Source organism: Intestinimonas sp. (genome assembly GCF_026169115.1).
GTDB lineage: Bacteria > Bacillota > Clostridia > Oscillospirales > Oscillospiraceae > Intestinimonas.
The window spans coordinates 48,670-69,662 of sequence record NZ_JAPFEA010000153.1; the positions used below are offsets into that span (position 1 = coordinate 48,670).

19 protein-coding genes and 1 riboswitch are annotated in these 20,993 nt (G+C 60.9%); of the genes, 10 read left to right on the forward strand and 9 right to left on the reverse strand.

Going from position 1 to position 20,993, the window contains the following annotated elements; all coding sequences use genetic code 11:
- Position 1: 1 nt before the first annotated feature.
- Entirely contained in the window at positions 2-877 is an 876-nt protein-coding gene (locus Q0Y09_RS12810; RefSeq protein ID WP_297722474.1) for an energy-coupling factor transporter ATPase, read from the reverse strand.
- Positions 878-914: 37 nt separating this feature from the next.
- A complete protein-coding gene (locus Q0Y09_RS12815; protein ID WP_297722477.1) occupies positions 915-1,781 on the reverse strand; it encodes a class I SAM-dependent methyltransferase in 867 nt (288 codons plus the stop codon).
- A 194-nt stretch (positions 1,782-1,975) separates the two neighbouring features.
- Between Q0Y09_RS12815 and Q0Y09_RS12820 the strand changes: the two genes are divergently transcribed.
- The 4 genes from Q0Y09_RS12820 to Q0Y09_RS12835 all read left to right on the forward strand — a co-directional run bounded on the left by Q0Y09_RS12820 (position 1,976) and on the right by Q0Y09_RS12835 (position 6,904).
- Complete coding sequence (locus Q0Y09_RS12820; RefSeq protein ID WP_297722480.1) at positions 1,976-2,674, forward strand: hypothetical protein; 699 nt, start codon at positions 1,976-1,978, stop codon at positions 2,672-2,674.
- Positions 2,675-2,895: 221 nt separating this feature from the next.
- Complete coding sequence (locus tag Q0Y09_RS12825) at positions 2,896-3,741, forward strand: undecaprenyl-diphosphate phosphatase (RefSeq protein WP_297722482.1); 846 nt, start codon at positions 2,896-2,898, stop codon at positions 3,739-3,741.
- Positions 3,742-3,797: 56 nt separating this feature from the next.
- Entirely contained in the window at positions 3,798-6,485 is a 2,688-nt protein-coding gene (locus Q0Y09_RS12830; protein WP_297722484.1) for a DNA translocase FtsK, read from the forward strand.
- 8 nt (positions 6,486-6,493) lie between these two features.
- On the forward strand, positions 6,494-6,904 hold the full coding sequence (locus tag Q0Y09_RS12835) for a GNAT family N-acetyltransferase (RefSeq protein WP_297722486.1): 411 nt from the start codon (positions 6,494-6,496) through the stop codon (positions 6,902-6,904).
- 70 nt (positions 6,905-6,974) lie between these two features.
- Here Q0Y09_RS12835 and Q0Y09_RS12840 read toward each other — a convergent pair whose 3' ends face one another.
- On the reverse strand, positions 6,975-8,345 hold the full coding sequence (locus tag Q0Y09_RS12840; protein ID WP_297722488.1) for a PepSY1/2 domain-containing protein: 1,371 nt from the start codon (positions 8,343-8,345) through the stop codon (positions 6,975-6,977).
- A 166-nt stretch (positions 8,346-8,511) separates the two neighbouring features.
- Here Q0Y09_RS12840 and Q0Y09_RS12845 point away from each other — a divergent pair, with 166 nt between their 5' ends.
- Together Q0Y09_RS12845 and Q0Y09_RS12850 are read left to right on the forward strand one after the other, a co-directional pair.
- The gene (locus tag Q0Y09_RS12845; protein ID WP_297722490.1) at positions 8,512-9,462 is read left to right on the forward strand and encodes a copper amine oxidase N-terminal domain-containing protein; all 951 of its coding nucleotides are present in this window, start codon (positions 8,512-8,514) and stop codon (positions 9,460-9,462) included.
- Positions 9,392-10,084, forward strand: coding sequence for a phosphodiester glycosidase family protein (locus Q0Y09_RS12850; RefSeq protein ID WP_297722493.1), 693 nt, complete (start codon positions 9,392-9,394; stop codon positions 10,082-10,084). The genes Q0Y09_RS12845 and Q0Y09_RS12850 overlap by 71 nt, the downstream gene beginning before the upstream one ends.
- A 59-nt stretch (positions 10,085-10,143) precedes the next feature.
- Here Q0Y09_RS12850 and Q0Y09_RS12855 read toward each other — a convergent pair whose 3' ends face one another.
- The 5 genes from Q0Y09_RS12855 to pflA all read right to left on the reverse strand — a co-directional run bounded on the left by Q0Y09_RS12855 (position 10,144) and on the right by pflA (position 16,330).
- Entirely contained in the window at positions 10,144-11,145 is a 1,002-nt protein-coding gene (locus tag Q0Y09_RS12855; protein ID WP_297722496.1) for a hypothetical protein, read from the reverse strand.
- On the reverse strand, positions 11,142-11,636 hold the full coding sequence (locus Q0Y09_RS12860; protein ID WP_297722500.1) for a sigma-70 family RNA polymerase sigma factor: 495 nt from the start codon (positions 11,634-11,636) through the stop codon (positions 11,142-11,144). The genes Q0Y09_RS12855 and Q0Y09_RS12860 overlap by 4 nt, the downstream gene beginning before the upstream one ends.
- A gap of 114 nt (positions 11,637-11,750) precedes the next feature.
- A complete protein-coding gene (gltX, locus tag Q0Y09_RS12865) occupies positions 11,751-13,217 on the reverse strand; it encodes a glutamate--tRNA ligase (protein ID WP_297722525.1) in 1,467 nt (488 codons plus the stop codon).
- A gap of 130 nt (positions 13,218-13,347) precedes the next feature.
- Complete coding sequence (gene pflB / locus Q0Y09_RS12870) at positions 13,348-15,585, reverse strand: formate C-acetyltransferase (protein ID WP_367184390.1); 2,238 nt, start codon at positions 15,583-15,585, stop codon at positions 13,348-13,350.
- Positions 15,586-15,607: 22 nt separating this feature from the next.
- Positions 15,608-16,330 carry a pyruvate formate-lyase-activating protein gene (gene pflA, locus Q0Y09_RS12875; RefSeq protein ID WP_297722506.1) on the reverse strand — a complete coding sequence of 241 codons (723 nt, stop codon included), beginning with the start codon at positions 16,328-16,330 and terminating at the stop codon, positions 15,608-15,610.
- A gap of 50 nt (positions 16,331-16,380) precedes the next feature.
- A riboswitch (ZMP/ZTP riboswitch) is annotated at positions 16,381-16,460 on the reverse strand.
- Between the two features lie 254 nt (positions 16,461-16,714).
- On the opposite strand from pflA, the gene Q0Y09_RS12880 reads away from it, so the two are divergent.
- A complete protein-coding gene (locus Q0Y09_RS12880; RefSeq protein WP_297722509.1) occupies positions 16,715-18,022 on the forward strand; it encodes a M18 family aminopeptidase in 1,308 nt (435 codons plus the stop codon).
- 127 nt (positions 18,023-18,149) lie between these two features.
- On the forward strand, positions 18,150-19,439 hold the full coding sequence (gene guaA / locus Q0Y09_RS12885; RefSeq protein WP_297722512.1) for a glutamine-hydrolyzing GMP synthase: 1,290 nt from the start codon (positions 18,150-18,152) through the stop codon (positions 19,437-19,439).
- 188 nt (positions 19,440-19,627) lie between these two features.
- Here the strand turns inward: guaA and Q0Y09_RS12890 are convergent, their stop codons facing one another.
- Positions 19,628-20,116 (reverse strand): helix-turn-helix transcriptional regulator, encoded by a 489-nt coding sequence (locus Q0Y09_RS12890; RefSeq protein ID WP_297722528.1) that lies wholly within the window; start codon positions 20,114-20,116, stop codon positions 19,628-19,630.
- 303 nt (positions 20,117-20,419) lie between these two features.
- On the opposite strand from Q0Y09_RS12890, the gene Q0Y09_RS12895 reads away from it, so the two are divergent.
- Positions 20,420-20,617 (forward strand): helix-turn-helix domain-containing protein, encoded by a 198-nt coding sequence (locus tag Q0Y09_RS12895; protein ID WP_148392524.1) that lies wholly within the window; start codon positions 20,420-20,422, stop codon positions 20,615-20,617.
- Positions 20,617-20,993, forward strand: a 377-nt coding sequence (locus Q0Y09_RS12900; RefSeq protein WP_297722519.1) for an Arm DNA-binding domain-containing protein, incomplete at its 3' end; no start/stop codon positions are given. The genes Q0Y09_RS12895 and Q0Y09_RS12900, both read left to right, overlap by 1 nt.

Below are 20,993 nucleotides of genomic sequence, written 5' to 3' on the forward strand. Positions count from 1 at the left end.
CTTACATATTGGAAGTAGTGGTGGAGTTTTTCGCTCCTGTGAGCAGATTATAGAGGGCCTGAGCGCATTCCTCGTCGGAGAGAGCGTCCAGGGGGAGATCCAGACCGTCCCGCCGGAGGGTCCAGCACAGCTCCACCGTCTCGGGGACGGTGAGCCCCACCGATTTGAGGGTCTCCACGTGGGAGAAGACCTCCTTGGGGGTGCCGTCGGCCACCACTTTGCCGCCGGACATGACCACCAGCCGGTCAGCCTGAGCGGCCTCGTCCATGTGGTGGGTGATGAGGACCACCGTTACGCCGGCGGTGCGGTTGAGCTTTTTGATGGTGTCCAGGACCTCCTGGCGGCCCACCGGGTCCAGCATGGCGGTGGGCTCGTCCAGTACGATGCACCGGGGCGCCATGGCCAGCACGCCGGCGATGGCCACCCGCTGCTTCTGACCGCCGGAGAGAAGGTGAGGGGCATGCTCTCGGAACTCATACATGCCGACGGCTTTGAGGGCGTCGTCCACCCGTTTCCGGATCTCCTCCGGGGGGACCCCCAGGTTCTCCGGGGCAAAGGCCACATCCTCCTCCACCACATTTGCCACGATCTGGTTGTCCGGGTTCTGGAAGACCATGCCCACGGTACGCCGGATGTCCAGAAGCCGGTCCTCGTCAGCGGTGTCGATGCCGTCCACATAGACGGCGCCGCCGGTGGGGAGGAGAATGGCGTTCATGTGCTTGGCCAGGGTGGATTTGCCGGAACCGTTGTGGCCCAGCACCGCCACAAAGGAGCCGGCGCGGATGTTCAGGTCCACGCCGTCCAGCACCACAGGGGTGACGCCCTCGGCGGCAGGATAGGAAAACCGGAGGGCCCGGGTCTCAATGATGTCAGACATGGTAAAAGACCTCGCAGTCTGGAAAAAGTGGCGGAGCTCAGCCCCGGCTGGTCCAGCGGCCTGTGGCGCCGCAGGGAAGGACCAGTCCGGTGTCGGTGACCGGGAGACCTAGCTCCTGGCTGTGGGTGCAGCCGCCCCAGCGTTTGGAGACCACAGTCTCCAGGATATAGGTGAGCACGGAAGGGGCAAGGCCCGTGGTGTAGGAATTGATGAGGAAGAAGAGCGGCTCGTCGGAGAGGACCCCGGATACCAGGTTCACGAAGGGCCACAGATTTTCCTCCAGCTTCCAGATCTCACCGGAGGGACCACGACCATAGGAGGGAGGGTCCATGATGACGGCGTCATACCGGCGGCCCCGGCGGATCTCCCGCTCCACAAATTTGCCGCAGTCGTCCACGATCCAGCGTATGGGAGCGTCGGCCAGGCCGGAGAGCTTTGCATTTTCCCGGGCCCAGGAGACCATGCCGCGGGCGGCGTCCACATGACAGACGGAGGCGCCCGCCGCCGCGCAGGCCACCGTAGCCCCGCCGGTGTAGGCAAAGAGGTTGAGCACGGAGATGGGGCGACCGGCGGTCCGAATGAGGTCGGCGCAGAAATCCCAGTTGGCGGCCTGCTCTGGAAAGAGACCGGTGTGCTTGAAGTTCATGGGCTTGACCTGGAAGGTGAGGTCCCGGTAGCGGATCTTCCACTGCTCGGGGACGTCCTTCTTTTCCCACTGTCCGCCGCCAGTGGAGGAGCGGGCATAGCGGGCGTCCGGCCTCCGCCACATGGGGTTTTCTCTGGGGGTGTCCCAGATGGCCTGGGGATCGGGCCGGACCAGGATACGGTCCCCCCAGCGTTCCAGCTTTTCGCCCCTGCCGCAGTCGATCAATTCATAGTCCTGCCATTTGTCCGAGACCCACATGGTATCGCGCCTCCTCATTCTCTCTCAAGCAAATCGCTTGATTATACCACAAAAAAGGAAGAGGGTCAATTCATTCCACTGCGGGGAGATTTGTCGGAACCCGTTGAGTTGCGGCACATGTTGTGATAAAATAAAAAAAATAAGAGATCCGGGCGGCCACCGCCCATGGAGAACGGGAAATGGAGGATATGCGCATGGAGCGAGGAGAACATGCTTTCCGCACAGCTGTGGTGGGGGGATTCAACCGTCAGGATGTGCTCAATTATATTGAAAATACCGTGCGGGAGAGCCGGGAGAAGACAGCCGCCCTTCAAAAGGAGTTACAGCTGCTGAAGGAGGAACGGGAGAAGCTCCTTCAGGAGAAGACTGCCTTGGAGCATCAGAACGAGGCCCTGCGGAAGGAGAGCGACAGACTGCGCAAGACAGGCACCGACCAGGGCGCCGAGCTGGGCGAGGTCCAGGCGGCGCTTACCCTGGAACGGGAGCAGCGTGAGTCCCTTCAGAAGGAGCTGGACGGCTACAAGGACCAGTGTGCCAGGTGGGAGGGCGGGGCCAAAGCCTACGACGACCTCAAGGACCGCACCGCCACCATTGAGCTGGAAGCGCGGCAACGGGCCCGGTCCATTGAGAGTGCCGCAGAGGAAAAGGCCAGAAAGCTGCGCACCGAGGCGGAACAGATCCTCTATAAGGTGCAGGCAGGCTATGGCCGTCTGCGGGGGGACGTGGACGCCACCATCACCCATGCCAGCGGAGAGCTGGGGCGGGTGGACAAGGCGCTGGAGCAGGTCCGGTCTGAGTTTGCCGAGCACGACGCCGCGCTGGAAAAGCTCCTCCAGTCCTGCCGCGAGGTGGCTCCAAAGGCGACTGATTCTACGCCCTCAAAGGAACGATAAGTACAGGATCACCCCAGAAATGACGATCCGCCACCTCGCCGGGATACCGACGAGGTGGCGGTCTTTCTGTGCCTGTGCCGAAAAAGGGACCTGCCCGTTGGAACAGCGGGGGCCTCCGGGCAGGATAGGGGTAGAAATGTTTTTCCCCCTGTGCTAATATATTGTCATATCATTTTGAAGGGCCGCCGGTACGGCGGATCTGAACTTGGGAGGACCAGACCTTGAATTATCTCTTTTCCATCGCCATGGGCTTCTTGCAGGGCGTGGCAGAATTTCTGCCCATCTCCAGCTCTGGCCATCTGACCCTGTTTCAGTATTTCTTTTCCCCGGAGCAGAATCCGGAGGAGCTGGATATGCTCTTCACCATCCTGCTGCATTTCGGGACGCTGCTCTCGGTATGCGTCTATTATTGGCGGGACGTCATCGACATGATCCGGGAGTTTTTCCTGGGCCTGGGGGATTTGATCTCCGGGCGGGGGCGCATTTTGGGCCAACCGCCGGAGGCCAGACGGCTGGTGCTGATGATCGTGGTGGCTACCCTGCCCCTCTTTGCTGTGCTGCTGGTGAAGGACGTGGTGGACGCGGCCTTTTCCAATGTGACCTTCGTATCGGCGGCCCTCATCGCCACCGGCTTCCTGCTCTTCTTCTCTGACCGGATGGCCAGAGGCCGGAAGACTGCCCGCAACGCCACCATGATGGACGCCCTGCTGGTGGGTTGCGCCCAGGCGGTGGGGACCCTGCCCGGTATCTCACGGGCTGGCTCCACCATCTCTGCTGGTATGCTCTGCGGCTTTAACCGCACCTTCGCGGTGCGCTTTTCCTTCCTCATGTCCCTGCCGGCGGTGCTGGGCGCCAACATTCTGGAGATCGTGGACGCCGTTCAGGCGGGTGGTGTGGACGTGTCCAAGCTTCCCATGTATCTGGTCGGTATGGCGGTGGCCGGCGTGGTGGGCTACTTCGCCATTCGGTTGGTGAATCTGCTGGCGAACAAGGGGAAGTTCGGAGCCTTCGCCTACTATTGTTGGGCGGTGGGGCTTGTCTCCCTGGTGGCCAGCTTCCTGGTCTGAGCAAGGCTGATTGATCCCGGCGGACGTGCCCGCCGTATTCTGGAAAGGATGGTTCCATGGCGACCACACAAAGGAAGACCACAGGAGGAAAGCGGACGGCCTCCTCCGGCAGCAAGCGGAGCGGCTCTGGAAGCTCCAGCGCCAAAAAGAGCGGCGGCAGCCGCACCAGAAGCGCCGCGCCGCCGCCCAGGCCCATCCGGCGGGAGGTGGGAGCGGTGGTCTGTCTGCTCCTGGCCTTTTTTGCCGCGTTTGGCTATTTCAACATTCAGGCGATCTTTATTGACTTTTTTTGCAGCCTGCTCAAAGGGCTCTTTGGTTACGGCTTTTGGCTGGCGCCCCCTATGCTGGTGGTTGCCAGCTATATCCTGGCGTTTCACCGTGGCCGGCCGGTGCGGCTGCGATTGTGGTGCGCGCTGCTGACCCCCCTGGTCATGGGTGCGATTCTCCATCTTATCCTTTACAAAGAGGAGTTTGTCTTCGGACTGGAGGCGATCAAGGGGCTGTGGAAGCTGGGCCTGGAGGTCCGGTGCGGCGGGGCGGTGAGCGGTCTCATCGCAGAGACGCTTTCCCTGGTGTTCAGCGGCATCGGCGCTGGTCTGATCCTGGTGCTCTTCCAGGCGCTGATGCTGTTGGGCGCTTTCCACCTCTCCATTCCGGAGATCGTGGACGCCATCCGTGACCGTCCCCGCCCCGAATATGAGTATGTAGAGGAGCCGAAGGCGGAGGAAAAGCCCGTCCGCCGGCGTCCGGAGCCGGAGCGGCGGCGGAGCGCCATCGATATCCCTGTGGATGACGTCCCCATACCTCAGGAGGAAAGGCCCCAGGCCCGGGGGCTCTTTGCCCCGCGGAAGGAACGTTTGTTTGATCGAAAGGCCGGCGCCATGCCTCCGGATCAGGTGCTCACCGGCGCTCGACCCATGGTGGCAGAGCCGGAGCCCATTTCTACACCTGAGCCAGTGGCAGTCTCCATGCCTGAGCCGGAACCTGCTCCCATCCCCACACCTGCCCCGGAGCCGGAGATCCAGCCGACCCCCGAGGCTCCTGCGGCCCCACAGCCCATGCCAGAGATCGTCCGGGAGCCGGCGGTGGAGAAGGTCTCCGCCAAAGAGGCTCATGCGGAGGCAGTCCAGGTAGGGGAGGACATTGAGAAGAATCTGTCCGATTCGGTGCCCGCCGTGTACCAATATCCGCCGGTCTCCCTCCTTACCGAGGGCGGCAGCGACGTGGGGGCGGGGGCTCAGGCCGAGCTGAAAATGAACCAGGAGCGTCTGGCAGATACCATACGCTCCTTCGGCATCGAGGCACAGATCACCGATGTGACCCGGGGCCCCTCTGTGACCCGATATGAGGTGGAGCTGGATCAGGGCGTCCGTCTCAACAAGCTGACCAACCTCTCCGACGACATCGCCCTGGCCCTGGGGGCCACCGGCGTCCGTATTGCCCCCATCCCGGACAAGATCGCCACCGTGGGCATTGAGGTGCCCAACAAGCTGGTGAGCCCCGTCCACATCCATGAGGTCATTGATTCCAAAACATTCCGGGACCACAGCTCCAAGGTGGCCTTTGCCGTGGGCAAGGACATCGCGGGCAACTGTATTGTCGGCAACATCGCCAAGCTGCCCCACCTGCTCATCGCCGGTACCACCGGCTCGGGTAAGTCGGTATGCACCAACTCCCTCATCATCTCCCTGCTCTACAAGGCGACTCCGGAGGAGGTCCGCCTTATCATGGTGGACCCCAAGATGGTGGAGCTGGGCATTTACAATGGGATCCCCCACCTGCTCATCCCAGTGGTCACAGACCCCAAAAAGGCGGCGGGCGCCCTCCAGTGGGCAGTCACCGAGATGATGAAGCGATACCGGGCCTTTTCTGAGGTGGGGGTCCGGGACCTGGCCTCTTACAATGCCCATGCCGTCAAAACAGAGGGGATGGAGAAGCTGCCCCAGATCGTAGTGGTCATCGACGAGCTGGCCGACCTGATGCTGGTGGCGGCCAAGGAGGTGGAGGAGTCCATCTGCCGGGTGGCCCAGATGGGCCGTGCCGCCGGCATGCATCTCATCATTGCCACCCAGCGCCCCTCTGCCGATGTGATTACCGGCCTCATGAAGGCCAATATCCCCAGCCGGATCGCCTTCGCCGTGGCCTCCGCCCTGGAATCCCGCATCATCCTGGACACCACCGGCGCAGAGAAGCTGGTGGGCCGGGGCGATATGCTCTATTTCCCTCTGGGCTCCGGTAAGCCCCAGCGTGTCCAGGGCTGTCTCATCTCCGATGAGGAGGTGGCGGCGGTGGTCGGCTTCATCAAGGAGCAGAGCACCGTGGAGTATGACGAAGCTGTCATCCATGAAATTGAGCAGCATGCCGCCGAGAAGGAGAAGGGCGGAAAGGGCGTGGGAGGCTCTGCCCCCGAGGAAGTGGGAGATGATTATGACGAGTTGCTCCCCTCCGCCATTGAGGTGGTGGTGGAGACAGGGATGGCTTCTGTCTCCATGCTCCAGCGGCGGTTGAAGCTGGGCTATTCCCGGGCCGCCCGTCTGGTGGATCAGATGGAGGAAAAGGGTGTAGTGGGCCCCTTTGAGGGCTCCAAGCCCAGGCAGGTCCTCATCACCAAGGAGCAGTGGCAGGAGATGCAGTTCAAGCAGGGTCTGGTGGACCGGGCCCCTGAGCCGGTCCCCGATGAGCTGGAATTTGAGGGAGACGCCGTCCCGCAGAGCCGGGACATGCCCCCCTTTGATATGGAGTGAGGAGACGGATGGAGTACAGGATCATACCTGCCGGCGAGCCGGAGACCAAGGCCGTGCATGCCGGTCTGAGGGCCTATAACAGGACCTTTGTACCGGATACGGAGGATCTTTCCCTGGCGGTGACCGATGAGACGGGAGCCGTCATCGGCGGCTGTGACGCCTTCCGTATGGGTACGCTGGCCCTGCTGGATGTGCTCTGGGTGGATGAAAAGCACCGGGGCGCCGGGCTGGGTCTGCGTATCCTGAAAGAGCTGGAGGAGACCGCCGCCGGGAAGGGAGCCAGGAGGCTGGAGCTCAATACCTTCGGCTTTCAGGCCCCCGGATTCTATGAAAAGCTGGGCTACCGGCGCTTCGGTGCGGTGGAGCCGGCGGCAGGGACCTACGGCCACTACTTTTATGTCAAAGAGCTGAAAGAGTGATGAAGAGTCCCTGTCCTCGCGGTCCTGATGGGCCGCGAGGACAGGGACTTTCTGTATCCAGAGACCCGGCTCAGAGGACCAGGGTGCCGTTTTCATCTTCCAGCAGCAGAAGGAGCTTTTCCTCCTGACCGTTTTGGGCGTTGACATAGACGATGACGTGATGGCCGTCTGCGTCCTCGCATTTGAACTCATGACAGAGGACTTCATATGCCCCTCCGGTGGGGATGAGGGCGAGCTGGTGAGAGAGAACTGTGAGATCAGGGGAGACGATGGTCTGGGCCTCCTCCGCAGCGACAGCCGGGGAGGGGAGATCCCGGACCACGTGGTTCATAAGATACCCCCTGGACTCAAAGCCAACCACACGGCCGGTGTCCAGGGCCACCGAGACCTTGACCAGGTCCGGGTAACAGATCACGTCCCCCTGAGTCGCGGCAAAGTTGATGGTGACCACGCCGCCCTGGTCGATGAAATAGCTCTCCCGCATGTCGGGGTAGCCACGCCGGGCCAGAAAATCCCGGGCCAGAGCTGCGGCCTCCTCCTGGGTGAGGACGGCGGCGCTGGCAGAGCGGGAGCTGATGGCTTCCAGCACCAGGCCGCCCCGCCTGGTCACCTCCACATACAGCTCCCCGCCGTCCACTGCGGCGGAAAAGCCGTAGGCGGGCAGTGTTCCTTCACCGGCGGAGACCAGGGAGAACAGAGCCGCTTCCAGGTTGAAAAATTTTGCGGCGGCGAGGCGGGCATCCTCCTGGGTGACCTCCGGCAGTCCGGCCAGCATGCGGGAAGACCGGTCGGCGATGTGGTCGGAGAAGGGGCCGTCATAGATCAGGGCAGGGAGGGCGGGGAAGTCGCTTTCCACTGTCTGATAGACGGAGCCGGCCAGCTCCTGCCCGGCGGGCTCCCTGGCGGAGAGCCGGGCCTCGGCTGCGTCCACGTCCTCCAGCGCGGCCGCCCCAGAGAGGAGGTCGCTTTGAAGAGCGGCCACCTGACCGGACAGCGTAGCCGCCGCATCGGCCAGACTCCGCAGCCCTTCCCGCTCCGCATCGGAACAGATGCCGTTGACCGCCGCCGAACGGGAGAGAGCGGCGGCATAGTCGCCGGTCTTGGCCAGAAAGGCGGCGGTCTGCTCCAGCTCAATATTGCCGTAGGGAAGCTCGCCCAGGGCCATCTGGGCCGACATGGCCCGCCCAAAGATCTGGGTACACAGGGCGCCCAGCATAGAGGGGGTAGTGGCGTACACCCCCTTTTGCAGGTCGGTGTTGAGCTGATTCAAATTGGCAGAGAGTTCGGCAAAGGCGTGCAGCCGGCTGTTGGAAAGGGCGCGCCGGCAGGCTGCGGCCTCCAGCTGCCCCTGGACGGCCAGCCCGGCGGTCACCGCAAAGGCGGCGGCCAGAAAGCTCACCCGCCGCACCAGCCGTCTGCCGCCCCATTTCCTTCGTTCCATCGTGTGCGCCTCCTTTCCATTCTAGGATGGACGGCAGCGGAGGAAGTCATTCGGTGTCAGGGCCTGAAATTTTTGGTGCAAACCATGTGCAGCAAGGCTATTGTATTTTAAGGCAATCATTACTATAATGAAACCGTTACATTTTGGAAGAGAGAAGGCATGTATTATGAAGAAAAAACATCTCTTAGGAGTCCTCCTGACTCTCTGCCTGGTGGTGGGGCTGTTGCCCGCCCCGGCGCTGGCCGCCTCCGACCAGGTGGCTCTGAAGCTGGGGAGCGCCTGGTGCGCCATCGACACCCAGGTCGTCCAGGTGGATGAGAGCAACGCCCAGGTCACCCCCTATGCGGTCCAGTTCAATGGCGGCGGTTATACGCTGCTGCCCATCCGTCGCGTGCTGGAGGCGTTCGGCGGCTCTGTGGAGTGGGTCCCGGCCACCGGCGGAGTGCTCTGCACCCTCAACGGACGGCAAGTGGAGCTGGCGCCAGGCTCTGCCCAGGCTACGGTGGATGGTAAGTCCGTCGCCATGGATGTGCCTGCCGAGGCCAGGAATGACCGCACCTTTGTACCTGTCCGGTTCGTCTCCGAGAACCTGGGGCTCTCCGTGTCCTATGAGCCCACCAACCAGATCGTGGTGGTGAGCGCCGCCCCGGTGGACCAGAACAACCTCACCAGCCTGACCAGTGTGAAGGCCCTGACGGCGAAGCTGGCCAGCATTCAGCCTGCCGTCCAGCCCGTCACATACCAGGAGGGGAGCTACGCTCTGCCCTCCGGCACGGTGAGTGCAAAGGTCATTGCTGTGAACATGAGCGATCCCCGCGTCTCTGTGCGGAGTGCTATCGTGGGCAATCGGCTCAACGCCACCGCCGATTTTGGCAGCATCGTCTCCTATTCCGGGGGCGCAGCAGCCGTCATCAACGCCAACTTCTTTGAGTCCTATGAGGATGTCAAGGACCCCATTGGCCCTGTTATGGTGGGCGGTAACTTTGTCTATGGCAACAGTGGCTCTCTGACCTCTCTGGGCATCACGGCGGACGGCAGGATGTACTATGCGGCCCTCCGTCTTCTATCGGGTCATCACCACCGATGGCGGCGCTGCCCAGCAGTGGTCCGGCTATAATCTCAACGTCTTTGAGCAGTATGCTGACGGCTCCGTCCTCTATACGCCTGCCCGTGGTGAAAGTGTGCCTGTGACCTGTGCCGGCGCCGCTCTGACTGTCCGCAACGGCGTTACCACCGACTACCGCGCTGTGGCGGCGGGGGAGAGCCTGACCATTCCCGCCGATGGCTATGTGCTGTGGATGGGCTCCGCTTTCACCGCCACCCACTACTATCAGATCCCTGAGCTGGGCCGCACCGTGGCCATGGAGCCCTATCTGCGTGTGGAGGACGAGGAGGGCTTTGTCATGGACGGCGTTACCTCCCTCATCTCCGGCGCGCCCCGTCTGGTAAAGGACGGCGCCATCGAGACCTATCTGGACCCCGGCTTCACCGAGGCCCGCTTCACCACCAGCATCACCCCCCGCACCGCCGTTGGCACCACCGCCGACGGAAAGCTGCTGTTGGTCAGCGTCCCCTCCGCCTCCATCCAGCAGATGCGGGAGCTCATGCTCCAGCTGGGCTGCCAGGACGCCATCAACCTGGACGGCGGCGCCTCCACCGCTATGTACTACAACGGCCAGACGCTGGCAACCCCCGGCCGCCAGCTCACCACCACCCTCCAGGTCTTTGTAAACCCCTGATAAATGCGAAACGGCCCCGGCGCAGAAAGTTGGTTTCTGCGCCGGGGCCTCTTTCTGTTTTAGTCCGACAGCGGTGTGAGGAAGATGTGCTCCACCCCCAAGGAGTTGGGAGCTGTCTGGTCGATGAGGGCCAGGATCTCGTCCCGGCTCCCCTGGACGCAGAAGTTTTGACTCCGGAAGTCTTCCAGCTTCCGGGCGGAGGCCAGGGTCTCCTCCATCACACTGGCCTTGAGGTAGGTGCCCTTGTCGGCAGAGTGGATGCCCAGGGAGGTGAGGAGCTCTGGCTGGGTGAGGAGGAGCTCCAGGTTGTCGGCGTAGTACTGGATCAGCTCCTGCTCGTTCAGCTCTCTGGGAACGGGTTCCTTGTTAAAGAGTACGGCCGGGGCCAGGTTGACGCCGCCATTGTATTCCACGTCCGGGTCATAGACCTGGGCCCAGGCCACCTCCGCCGGCAGGGCCCGCAGTTCCTCCAGGGTGAGGGGGGCGTCCAGCCCCACGGACAGCCGGATATAGGCCGAGGAGGGCAGCATTTCCAGCTCGGTGAGAAGTCTGGAGCGGTCGAGAAAGTCCCGGTCAAACCGGTTGATGATGTGGATCAGCTTCCTGGTGGGGTCGGAGGTCACCTCAGCTTTTCCCAGGCGGATGGCCATGTGGACGCCGCTGTCAGCATTCATATAGGCACGCAGATTTTGGGGACCAAGTGTATAGAGCGTAACGTCGTAGGTGCCGAAGCCGGTGTCTTTGATGCTGGTGCCGGTGATTCGGACGTAGGGCGTCATGGTGCCGAAATAGGCGTTGAGGTAGGCAGTAAAGTCCCGGCGTCCGTCCTCCTCCATGGGGATGGGGTTGAAGGTGGAGAACTTAATCAGCGGGTGGATGAGACCAAAGAGCAGGGCAGCGCAGATGGCCACCGCCAGCAGGGTCTTGAGACAGATGCTGCGCACCCGGCGGTGGATGAGCTTTTCCAGGGCCAGCAGCTCCTCTTGGGCATGCTGCATGGATGCTTCCTCCGGTGCGCCCAGGTCCTCCAGGCGGCGGTCCAGGTCGTCAGGTCGTGTCATGATGGCTCCTCCTTTCCCAGCTCCTCCCGGAGCCGGCGCTTGGCCCGGGACCGGAGCTGACGGACATTTTCACGGGTGATGTGGTGGGTGTCGGCGATCTCGCTGTCGGTGAGGCCGAAGTAGACGCCATCCAGCAGAATGGCCCGCTGGAGGTCGGGCAGACGGGCGATGGCGGCGTAGAGCCTCCGCTTCTCCTCGTCGGCGATGAGCTGCTCCGGCAGAGAGGGGGAGGGGTCGGCCAGGTGCTCCGGTAGGTCCTCCACGCCCCATTTGACCCGGTGCCGCCGCTGGTTGAGATACTCGTTGCGCAGCACCTTCACCAGCCAGTGGTTCAGGCTGCCGGTGGCACGGTAGGAGAGGAGGGCCTTGAGAAAGGCGGACTGGACCAGATCCTCGGCCTCCTCCCGGCTGCCGCACAGTGCGTAGGCGTAGAGCAGAAGAGGACGCCGCCGGGTCTCGTAGACCTGGCGCAGCAGTTCATGGTCTGTCATGGCGCTCCCTCCTTCGTTGTCCTCTCTACTAAGAATAACACGGTCAGGCCGCTTTTGTGACAACAAAAATGGAGCATCGCAGCTGCGATGCTCCATTTCTTATAAATTGAACGCTTACAGGGCGGCGGAGACCTTCTCCAGGCCCAGCTTCAGCCGGCGGAGGGTCTCATCTCTGCCGAGGATGCGGCAGATCTCCACGGCGCCGCCGGGGGTCACCGCCTTGCCGGCGGCGGCGATGCGCACCGGCCACATGAGGGTGGCGTTCTTCACGCCCAGGGATTCGGCCAGGGAGACCAAAGTGTCGTGGATGGTGTCGTCGGTCCAGCCGCCGACGGCCTCCAGAGCGGGGATAGCGGCCTCCAGCATGGCCTTGGAGACCTCGGCGTTGGTCTTGGACTTCTTGTTGGTGAAGAGGTCGGCGCCGTACTCGGGCAGGGTGTCGAAGAAGTCCAGCTTCTCCGGGATGTCGGTAAGGCGCTCGCACCGGGCCTGGAGGAGGGCGGCGATCTCCCGGGAGGAGTAGGCTTCATTTTTTACAGCCTGACGGATGTAGGGCTCCGCCACGGCGTGGAAGTCCTCGGGGGAGAGGGACCGGAGGTAGTGGGCGTTGAAGTAGGTGAGCTTTTCGATGTCAAAGATGGCGGGGGACTTGGAGATGCCCTCGACGTCAAAGATCCCGGCCAGCTCCTCCAGGGTGAAGAACTCCCGCTCCACGTTCTCGCCCCGGGGGGACCAGCCCAGGAGGGTCACATAGTTGACCACGGCCTCGGAGAGGTAGCCCATGGCCAGCAGGTCCTCGTAGGAGGGGTCGCCCTTCCGCTTGGACATCTTGTTGTGCTGGTCCCGCATGACGGGGGAACAGTGAATATAGGTGGGGACCGCCCAGCCAAAGCCCTCGTAGAGCAGGTTATACTTGGGTGCGGAGGAGAGGTACTCGCTGCCGCGGACCACATGGGTGATACCCATAAGGTGGTCGTCGATGACGTTGGCGAAGTTGTAGGTGGGCAGGCCGTCCCGCTTGATGAGCACCTGATCGTCCAGGGTGTCGTTCTCCACGGTGATATCGCCGAATACGGCGTCATGGAAGGTGGTGTGGCCCCCCTTGGGGATCTTCTGCCGGATCACGTAGGGGACGCCGGCGGCCACCTTGGCCTTGGCCTCCTCGTGGGAGAGGGTGCGGCAGGGGTCGTCGGGGCGGTCAAAATTGCCGCTGTCTTCTTCAGACTCGGCCTTTTCGCAGAAGCAGTAGTAGGCGTGACCCAACTCCACCAGGCGCTGGGCGTATTTTCCATAGAGGTCCCGGCGCTCGGTCTGGATATAAGGGCCAACGGGGCCGCCCACGTCGGGACCCTCGTCCCAGGTGAGGCCGCACTTGCGCAGGGTGTTATAGATGACCTCGGTGGCGCCCTCTACCAGGCGGCCCTGGTCGGTGTCCTCAATGCGCAGGATGAACTTGCCGCCGCTGTGGCGGGCAATGAGCCAGGTATAGAGGGCGGTGCGCAGATTGCCCACGTGCATATACCCGGTGGGAGAGGGGGCAAAGCGGGTGCGGACCTCCCCCTGGGGGATGCGGGCTTCCATATCGTCAAACCACTGTTTTCCCAAAGTGAATTCCTCCAAAATGTTCATGTGCTACCATTGTAAACATATGGAGGGAGCTTGTCAAGCGGGGAGCGGTCCCCATTGGGGAACTGTGGCTGCCAGGACAGCGTCAGACGGCGGTGTGGAAGGTGCGCCGGATGACCTCCTCCTGCTGCTCCCGGGAGAGGCGGTTGAAATTCACCGCATAGCCGGAGACCCGGATGGTGAGGCTGGGGTACTTCTCCGGGTGGTCCATGGCGTCGATCAGGGTCTCCCGATTGAGTACGTTGACATTGAGGTGGTGGGCCCCCTGGGAGAAATAGCCGTCCAGGATGGCGGTCAGGTTGTCCCTGCGCTGCTCCTCGTCCCTGCCCAGGGCGTTGGGTACGATGGAGAAGGTGTTGGACACGCCGTCCTGGCACACCGCCCGGTAGGGGATCTTGGCCACCGAGTTGAGGGAGGCCAGGGCGCCGTTCTTGTCCCGGCCGTGCATGGGATTGGCGCCGGGGGCGAAGGGCTCGCCGGACTTCCGACCGTCGGGGGTGGCCCCGGTTTTCTTCCCGTACATCACGTTGGAGGTAATGGTGAGGGCGGACAGGGTGTGGATGGCGCCCCGGTAGAGGGGGTGCTTTTTCAGCTCAGCGGAGAAGTAGGACACCAGCTCCACCGCGATATCGTCCACCCGGTCATCGTCGTTGCCGTACTTGGGGAAGTCTCCCTCAATGGAAAAGTCCACGGCGATGCCATTTTCGTTCCGGATGGGCTTCACCTTGGCAAACTTGATGGCGGAGAGAGAGTCGGCAGCGATGGACAGTCCCGCCACGCCGAAGGCGGCCAGCCGTTCCACCAGGGTGTCATGGAGGGCCATCTGGCTGCTCTCGTAGGCGTATTTATCGTGCATATAGTGGATGATGTTGATGGTATCCACGTAGAGCTCGGCCACATAGGAGAGGACCTTCTTGTAGTTGCCCAGCACCTTGGGGTAGTCCAGTACCTCGTCCAGATCGTGCTCGATGCCGGGGACGATGACGCCGCCCTTCTTTTCGTCCACGCCGCCGTTGATGGCGTAGAGGAGGCTCTTGGCCAGGTTGGCCCGGGCCCCGAAAAGCTGCATCTGCTTGCCCACCGCCATGGCGGACACGCAGCAGGCGATGCAGTAGTCGTCGCCGTACATGGGCCGCATGAGCTCATCGCTCTCGTACTGAATGGAGTCGGTCTGGATGCTCATTTTGGAGCAATAGTCCTTGAAACCCTGGGGGAGGTGCCGGCTCCACAGGACGGTGAGGTTGGGTTCGGGGGCGGTGCCCAGGTTGGTGAGGGTGTGGAGCATGCGGAAGGAGCTTTTGGTCACCAGGGGACGACCGTCTACCCCCATGCCGCCAATGGCCTCGGTGACCCAGGTGGGGTCGCCGCCGAAGAGCTCGTTGTACTCCGGGGTTCGGAGGTGGCGCACCAGGCGCAGCTTGATGACGAACTGGTCCATGAGCTCCTGCGCACCCGCCTCGTCCAGCAGACCGCAGTCCAGGTCCCGCTGGAGATAGATGTCCAGGAAGGTGGACACCCGGCCCAGGGAGGTGGCGGCGCCGTTGTTTTCCTTGATGCCGGCCAGATAGGCCATATAGAGGTTCCGGACCGCCTCCCGGGCATTTTCGGCGGGTCTGGTGATGTCGCAGCCGTAGCGGGCGGCCATGGAAGCCATCTCTTTCAAGGCACGGATCTGCATCTGGACCTCCTCCCGCAGCCGGATGCGCTCGTCGGTCATGGGACCATCCAGCATGTCCAGGTCCTTTTGCTTCTCCTCAATAAGAAAGTCGGTGCCGTAGAGGGGCACCCTGCGGTAGTCGCCCACAATGCGGCCCCGGCCATAGGCGTCGGGCAGGCCGGTGAGCAGACCGGCATGGCGGGCCAGGCGGGTGCGCTCCGGATAGGCGTCAAAGACGCCCTCGTTGTGGGTCTTCCGGTAGAGTCGGAAGTGCCGCTCGATCTCCGGGTTGAGCCGATAGCCATACTGCTCCAGGGCGGAGGTGGCGTTCCGAATGCCGCCGAAGGGGTTGACGATGCGCTTGAGGGGGGCGTCGGTCTGGAGCCCCACAATGACCTCATTTTCTCTGTCGATATAGCCGGGGGCGAAATTGTCGATACCGGAGACCACATCAGTCTCCACGTCAATGATCCCCTTCTTGATCTCCTCCAGGATCAGAGCCTCGGCCTTCTCCCACACCTTGGCGGTCCTGGGGGAGATGGGGGCCAGAAACTCGTCTCCACCCTCGTAGGGGGTATAGTTCTTCTGGATAAAATTGCGCACGTTGACCAGGTGGCGCCACTCGCCGGTACGGAAACCCTTCCAGGCAGTACAGTTGACGTCGATGCTCACAGCACTCATTCCTTTCTCACTTGTCAGTCTTCCGGTAGCAGTGTTCGTTGAGTCGCCGCTCCCAGGATTCCAGTTTTGCCTTGTCCATGGGGGAGACGCCGGCCAGTGGATAGGGGAGACCCAGGGTCTCATATTTGTGGACCCCCATGGTGTGGTAGGGAAGGAGTTCTACCTTCTCCACATTGGGTAGGGTGGAGATATAGTCTCCCAGCGCGGTCAGGTGGGGCTCGTCATCCGTGAGACCGGGGACCACCACATGGCGCACCCACATGGGGACGCCTGCCGCCCGCACCGCCTCCACAAAAGCAAGGGTGCGGTCCATATCCTGCCCGGTGATCTGGCGGTAGTCTTCCCGCCGGAAATGCTTCACGTCATAGAGGATCAGATCCGTATGCCGCAGGATGGCACCGTAGTCCCCCAGACCGGCGCCGGCGGTGTCCAGGCAGGTGTGGACGCCGGCGGCGTGGAGGCGCTCCAGCATTTCAGCCAGAAACTCCGGCTGCAAAAGCGGCTCACCGCCGGAGAAGGTCACGCCGCCGCCCCGGGAAAAATAGGGCCGGAAGCGCAGCAGCCTGGCGGTGAGGTCCTCCGCTGTGACCTCTGTACCGCCGCCGGTCCAGGTGTCCGGGTTGTGGCAGTAGAGGCACCGCAGGGGACAGCCCTGGAGAAAGACCACCGCCCGCACGCCGGGGCCGTCCACCAGCCCCATGGATTCCACAGAGTGAATGTGCCCGATCAAAAGCTGCTCCTTTCCGCCCGGAACATACAAAAAGACCGTCCGGGCACCTTAAAGTGTGCCCAGACGGTCGGCAATTACAGCGATCATACTTCATGTGGTACATCCACTTCCGTCAGTCATATGATCCGCTTTCACCATACATCAACTAACAGGGAAATGTCAACGGAAAGTGACGGCAGAAAAATAGATTCTCTGTTTTGACAAAAAGTTGCCCTGCCTTCCGGCAGCACAGTTGTGCGGAACGCGGCAGGAAACAGAAGAAAATGACAACAGGCAGGGAAAACCCTGTTGCCCTCTGTTGCGCCGAAGGAGTATAATGGCCCTTGAGCCACCCCTGCGGACAACTGCCGCGGAACCTGGTTGGCGGAAAGGACCGTTGAGACAATGGAACATGATTATGACAGAGAGCTGCTGGACTTCATTCAGTCCAACCCCAGCCCCTATCATGTGATCGAAGCGCAGAGAAAGCGTCTGCTGGAGGCGGGCTATGAGCAGCTGCTGGAGAGCGAACACTGGACCATCCGGGCGGGCGGAAAATATTTCGTCACCCGGAATGGATCGGCTATCATTGCCTTCCGGGTGCCAAAACGGGAATTCAGGGGCTTTATGCTCATGGCCAGTCACAGCGATTCCCCTATGCTCAAAATCAAGGAAAACCCGGAGATCAACGTGGAGGGGACCTATCAGAAGCTCAATGTGGAGGTATACGGCGGGGCGCTCCTGGCTCCTTGGCTTGACCGGCCCCTTTCGGTGGCGGGGCGGGTGTTGGTCAGAACGGAAACCGGTGTGGTTTCCCGACTGGTGAATGTGGACCGGGATCTGCTGCTCATCCCCAGCCTTGCCATTCATATGGATCGGGAGGCCAACAGCGGCCATGCCTACAAGGTCCAGCGGGATCTGCTGCCCCTCTACGGCATGGCGGGCGCGGAGCCTCTGCTGGAGACGGTGTCCGGGGCGTGCGGCGCAGATGCCGGGGACATTCTTGGCCACGACCTCTTTGTGTATGACCGCCAGGCCCCAAGTGTCTGGGGAGCAGGAGGGGCGTTCCTCTCCAGTCCCCGGCTGGATGACGTCCAGTGTGCCTTTGCCTCGCTGACCGGGTTCCTGGAGAGCCAGCCTGGTGAGAGCATCCCGGTCCATGTGGTCTTTGATAACGAGGAAATTGGCTCCTCTACCCGGCAGGGGGCGGCGTCCACCTTTCTGGAGGACACGCTGCGCAGACTCGCATCCGCGCTGGGGCTCACGGAAAGCGAGTACCTACAAAAGCTGCCCCAGAGCTTCATGCTCTCCGCTGACAACGCCCACGCGCTGCATCCCAACTATGCCGACAGGTGCGATCCCGTCAACCGCCCCAAAATGGGCGGAGGTGTGGTGCTCAAATTCAGTGGGAATCAGAAGTACACCACCGACGCGGTCTCCGCTGCGGTGGTCCGCATGCTGGCGGAGAAGGGAGGGGTGCGTCTCCAAACCTTTGTCAACCACTCGGATATCCCCGGCGGGACCACCCTGGGGAACATTTCTGTCCAGCATGTGGCCGTGAAGACTGCAGATGTGGGCATTGCCCAGCTGGCTATGCATTCGCCCTATGAGACCTGCGGCAGCGGAGACACGGCAGAGCTGGCGGCCTTGGCCCGGACCCTGTTCTCCGCTTCGCTGCTGGAGCGGGCAAATGAGGAATATACCGTTGTGTGAGGAGACTGGGTGAGGCATGGGGCGGCCTGTGATGCGCACAAAAAAAGAAAAGTTTTCCCAACCGCCTATTGCGGAGCACGGCCGAATTATGGTAGGATAAAAGAAATCAACTATGGGAGGTACTGCAATGAAGCAGGACATGATCCTGGTACTGGATCTGGGCAGCGAGGAGAACCCCCGCCTGGCCAGAGAGATCCGGGCCCTGGGTGTATACAGCGAGATCCACCCCCACGACATCACTCTGGAGGAGCTCAAGGCGCTCCCCAATGTAAAGGGTATCATCCTCAATGGCGGCCCCAACCGAGTGGTGGATGGCGTGGAGATCGATGTCTCCAAGGACATCTACAATTATGACGTGCCTGTACTCCTGGCCGACCACAAGGGGGACAAGCCCTGGCCCGCCGATCCCGCTGAGCGGAAAGAGACTCTTTCCAACTTTGTCTTTGGCCTTTGCGGCGCACAGGCCAACTGGAACATGGACAACTTCATCGCCGATCAGGTGGAGCTCATCCGGGAGCAGGTGGGGGACAAGAAGGTCCTCCTGGCCCTCTCCGGTGGTGTGGACTCCTCTGTGGTAGCCGCCCTCCTTATCAAGGCCATCGGCAAACAGCTCACCTGCGTTCATGTCAACCACGGTCTTCTCCGCAAGGGCGAGCCCGAGCAGGTGGTGGAGGTCTTCCGGCACCAGATGGATGCCAATCTCGTCTATGTGGACGCCGTGGATCGCTTCCTGGATAAGCTGGCCGGCGTGGCTGACCCGGAGCAGAAGCGGAAGATCATCGGCGCCGAGTTCATCCGCGTCTTTGAGGAAGAGGCCCGGAAGCTGGATGGGATCAAGTTCCTGGGTCAGGGGACCATCTATCCTGACATCATCGAATCGGGCACCAAGACCGTGAAGGCGGTCAAGTCCCACCACAATGTGGGCGGTCTGCCGGAGGATCTGGACTTCCAGTTGGTGGAGCCCCTGAAGATGCTCTTCAAGGACGAGGTCCGCGCCTGCGGCAAGGCCCTTGGTCTGCCCGACTCCATGGTCTACCGTCAGCCCTTCCCCGGCCCTGGTCTGGGCGTGCGCTGCCTGGGCGCCATCACCCGGGACCGCCTGGAGGCCGTTCGGGAGTCTGACGCTATCCTGCGGGAGGAGTTTGCCAAAAACGGACTGGAGGGTAAGGTCTGGCAGTATTTCACCGCCATTCCCGATATCAAATCCGTGGGTGTCCGTGATAACAAGCGTGCCGATGAGTGGTGCGTCATCATCCGTGCGGTCAACACTGTGGACGCCATGACCGCCACCGTAGAGAACGTGCCTTTTGATCTGCTGCAGCATATCACCGCCCGTATCACCAGCGAGGTGAAGGGCGTCAATCGTGTGCTGTTCGACTTGACTCCGAAGCCGACTGGCACAATAGAGTGGGAATAATGTTCAAAGACCCCGAATGACTGGGTTTTCTAAGATTTGATGCCCTCCGTAGCAACGATTTGGCAACATTTCTTCATGATTTATAAAAAGAGAGCTAACTGATTTTGATTAGTCAGTTAGCTCTCTTTTTCTTTTTGTTATTATTCTGTGCAACAAGAGGCCACTCTCATGGCCTACAAGTGAGAGGGTCAAACGAGATCCTGGGGCGGCACCTTCACATAGTTCTGAGCCTTGTCAAACTCCGGGTAGTGGTAGCGCCACTTATCGTAGTCCTCCTTAGAGATTTCGCCCGCCTCCAACAGGGCAACGGCCTGCTGCCAAGAGCAGAGCATCTCGTGCAGCCGGGCAGCGTCCTTGTTTTTACGAACATCGACCTTCAGACAGACTTCGCCATCCATTTCGCAGATCTTGAGTCCATAGTTATCCTCCAAGGTAAACAGCGTGTGCATCAGCCCTACATAGGAGTCTATGTCCGGGACAGAAAGCGCATGGGGTGAGACATCCAGTACCTCAGCCAGGGCAGCGGTCAGGTCTGCCTTTGGGGTTCTTGATCCTGTTTCGTACTGTGCAAGGCGCACATCAGCAGACTTTTCCGGGAAGCCCAGCGCCATACCGAGATATTTCTGTGTCATCCCCCGCAGGAGACGGAAAAAGTGAATTCGTTCACCAATCGCGATATCATCAACTCCAATCGTTGGTTGTCTTTATAAAAAGCGTAGCAGAAATGCTTAGGAAAGTCAAGAGAATACTAAATAATTTTATTTAATTTATTTTGCGTACGCCGATTGACATAAGCTATTATGCTTAGTATAATGACGACAATCAAAGCATATTTGCTTAGTCATATAACTGGAGAAACTTTTTTCAAAATTCTTGGGTGTAAAATCCGAAAAAAGTGGCAGTAGAGAGTAAGGAGGTCTTTATGAAAAATAAAATTGGCAGGCAGAAACAATCAACAAGGAAAGGAAGGTATTTTATTTATGCAGAAACAGAGTTTTATGCGAGCAGACGAAGTTGCTCAGGAATTGGGAATCTCCAAATCCCACGCCTACAAGGTGATCCATGGGCTTAACGAAGAATTGCAGGAGAAAGGATATCTGACCATCTCCGGCCGTGTCAATCGAGAATTCTTTAGGGAGAAGTATTACTATACCAAAACAGCAAAGGAGGAGTCATAATGGCCGTTTACAAGGAAGAAAAAACCGGCACCTGGCGAGCAGTTTATCGCTATACCGACTGGAATGGTGAGCGGAAACAAACCCAAAAGAGGGGCTTCAAGACCAAGCGAGAGGCGCAGGCCTGGGAGCGCGAACAGGTTCATAAAACCAGCGCTGATCTGGATATGAACTTCAAAAGCTTTGTGGAACTTTACACAGCGGATATGAAGACCCGGCTCAAGGAAAACACCTGGGCCACAAAGGAGCATATTATCCGCACCAAGCTGCTCCCCTACTTCGGCAAGCTGAAGATGTGTAACATCACCGCCCAGCAGATTATCACCTGGCAGAACGAGATGATGAACCATAAGGATGAAAATGGGCAACCTTATTCACC

Coding starts and splice junctions, on each gene's coding strand:
- Q0Y09_RS12810 (WP_297722474.1), bottom strand. CDS start 877: ATGTCTGACATCATTGAGACCCGGGCCCTCCGGTTTTCCTATCCTGCC.
- Q0Y09_RS12815 (WP_297722477.1), bottom strand. CDS start 1,781: ATGTGGGTCTCGGACAAATGGCAGGACTATGAATTGATCGACTGCGGC.
- Q0Y09_RS12820 (WP_297722480.1), top strand. CDS start 1,976: ATGGAGCGAGGAGAACATGCTTTCCGCACAGCTGTGGTGGGGGGATTC.
- Q0Y09_RS12830 (WP_297722484.1), top strand. CDS start 3,798: ATGGCGACCACACAAAGGAAGACCACAGGAGGAAAGCGGACGGCCTCC.
- Q0Y09_RS12835 (WP_297722486.1), top strand. CDS start 6,494: ATGGAGTACAGGATCATACCTGCCGGCGAGCCGGAGACCAAGGCCGTG.
- Q0Y09_RS12840 (WP_297722488.1), bottom strand. CDS start 8,345: ATGGAACGAAGGAAATGGGGCGGCAGACGGCTGGTGCGGCGGGTGAGC.
- Q0Y09_RS12845 (WP_297722490.1), top strand. CDS start 8,512: ATGAAGAAAAAACATCTCTTAGGAGTCCTCCTGACTCTCTGCCTGGTG.
- Q0Y09_RS12850 (WP_297722493.1), top strand. CDS start 9,392: ATGCGGCCCTCCGTCTTCTATCGGGTCATCACCACCGATGGCGGCGCT.
- Q0Y09_RS12855 (WP_297722496.1), bottom strand. CDS start 11,145: ATGACACGACCTGACGACCTGGACCGCCGCCTGGAGGACCTGGGCGCA.
- Q0Y09_RS12860 (WP_297722500.1), bottom strand. CDS start 11,636: ATGACAGACCATGAACTGCTGCGCCAGGTCTACGAGACCCGGCGGCGT.
- gltX (WP_297722525.1), bottom strand. CDS start 13,217: ATGGAAGCCCGCATCCCCCAGGGGGAGGTCCGCACCCGCTTTGCCCCC.
- Q0Y09_RS12880 (WP_297722509.1), top strand. CDS start 16,715: ATGGAACATGATTATGACAGAGAGCTGCTGGACTTCATTCAGTCCAAC.
- guaA (WP_297722512.1), top strand. CDS start 18,150: ATGAAGCAGGACATGATCCTGGTACTGGATCTGGGCAGCGAGGAGAAC.
- Q0Y09_RS12895 (WP_148392524.1), top strand. CDS start 20,420: ATGCAGAAACAGAGTTTTATGCGAGCAGACGAAGTTGCTCAGGAATTG.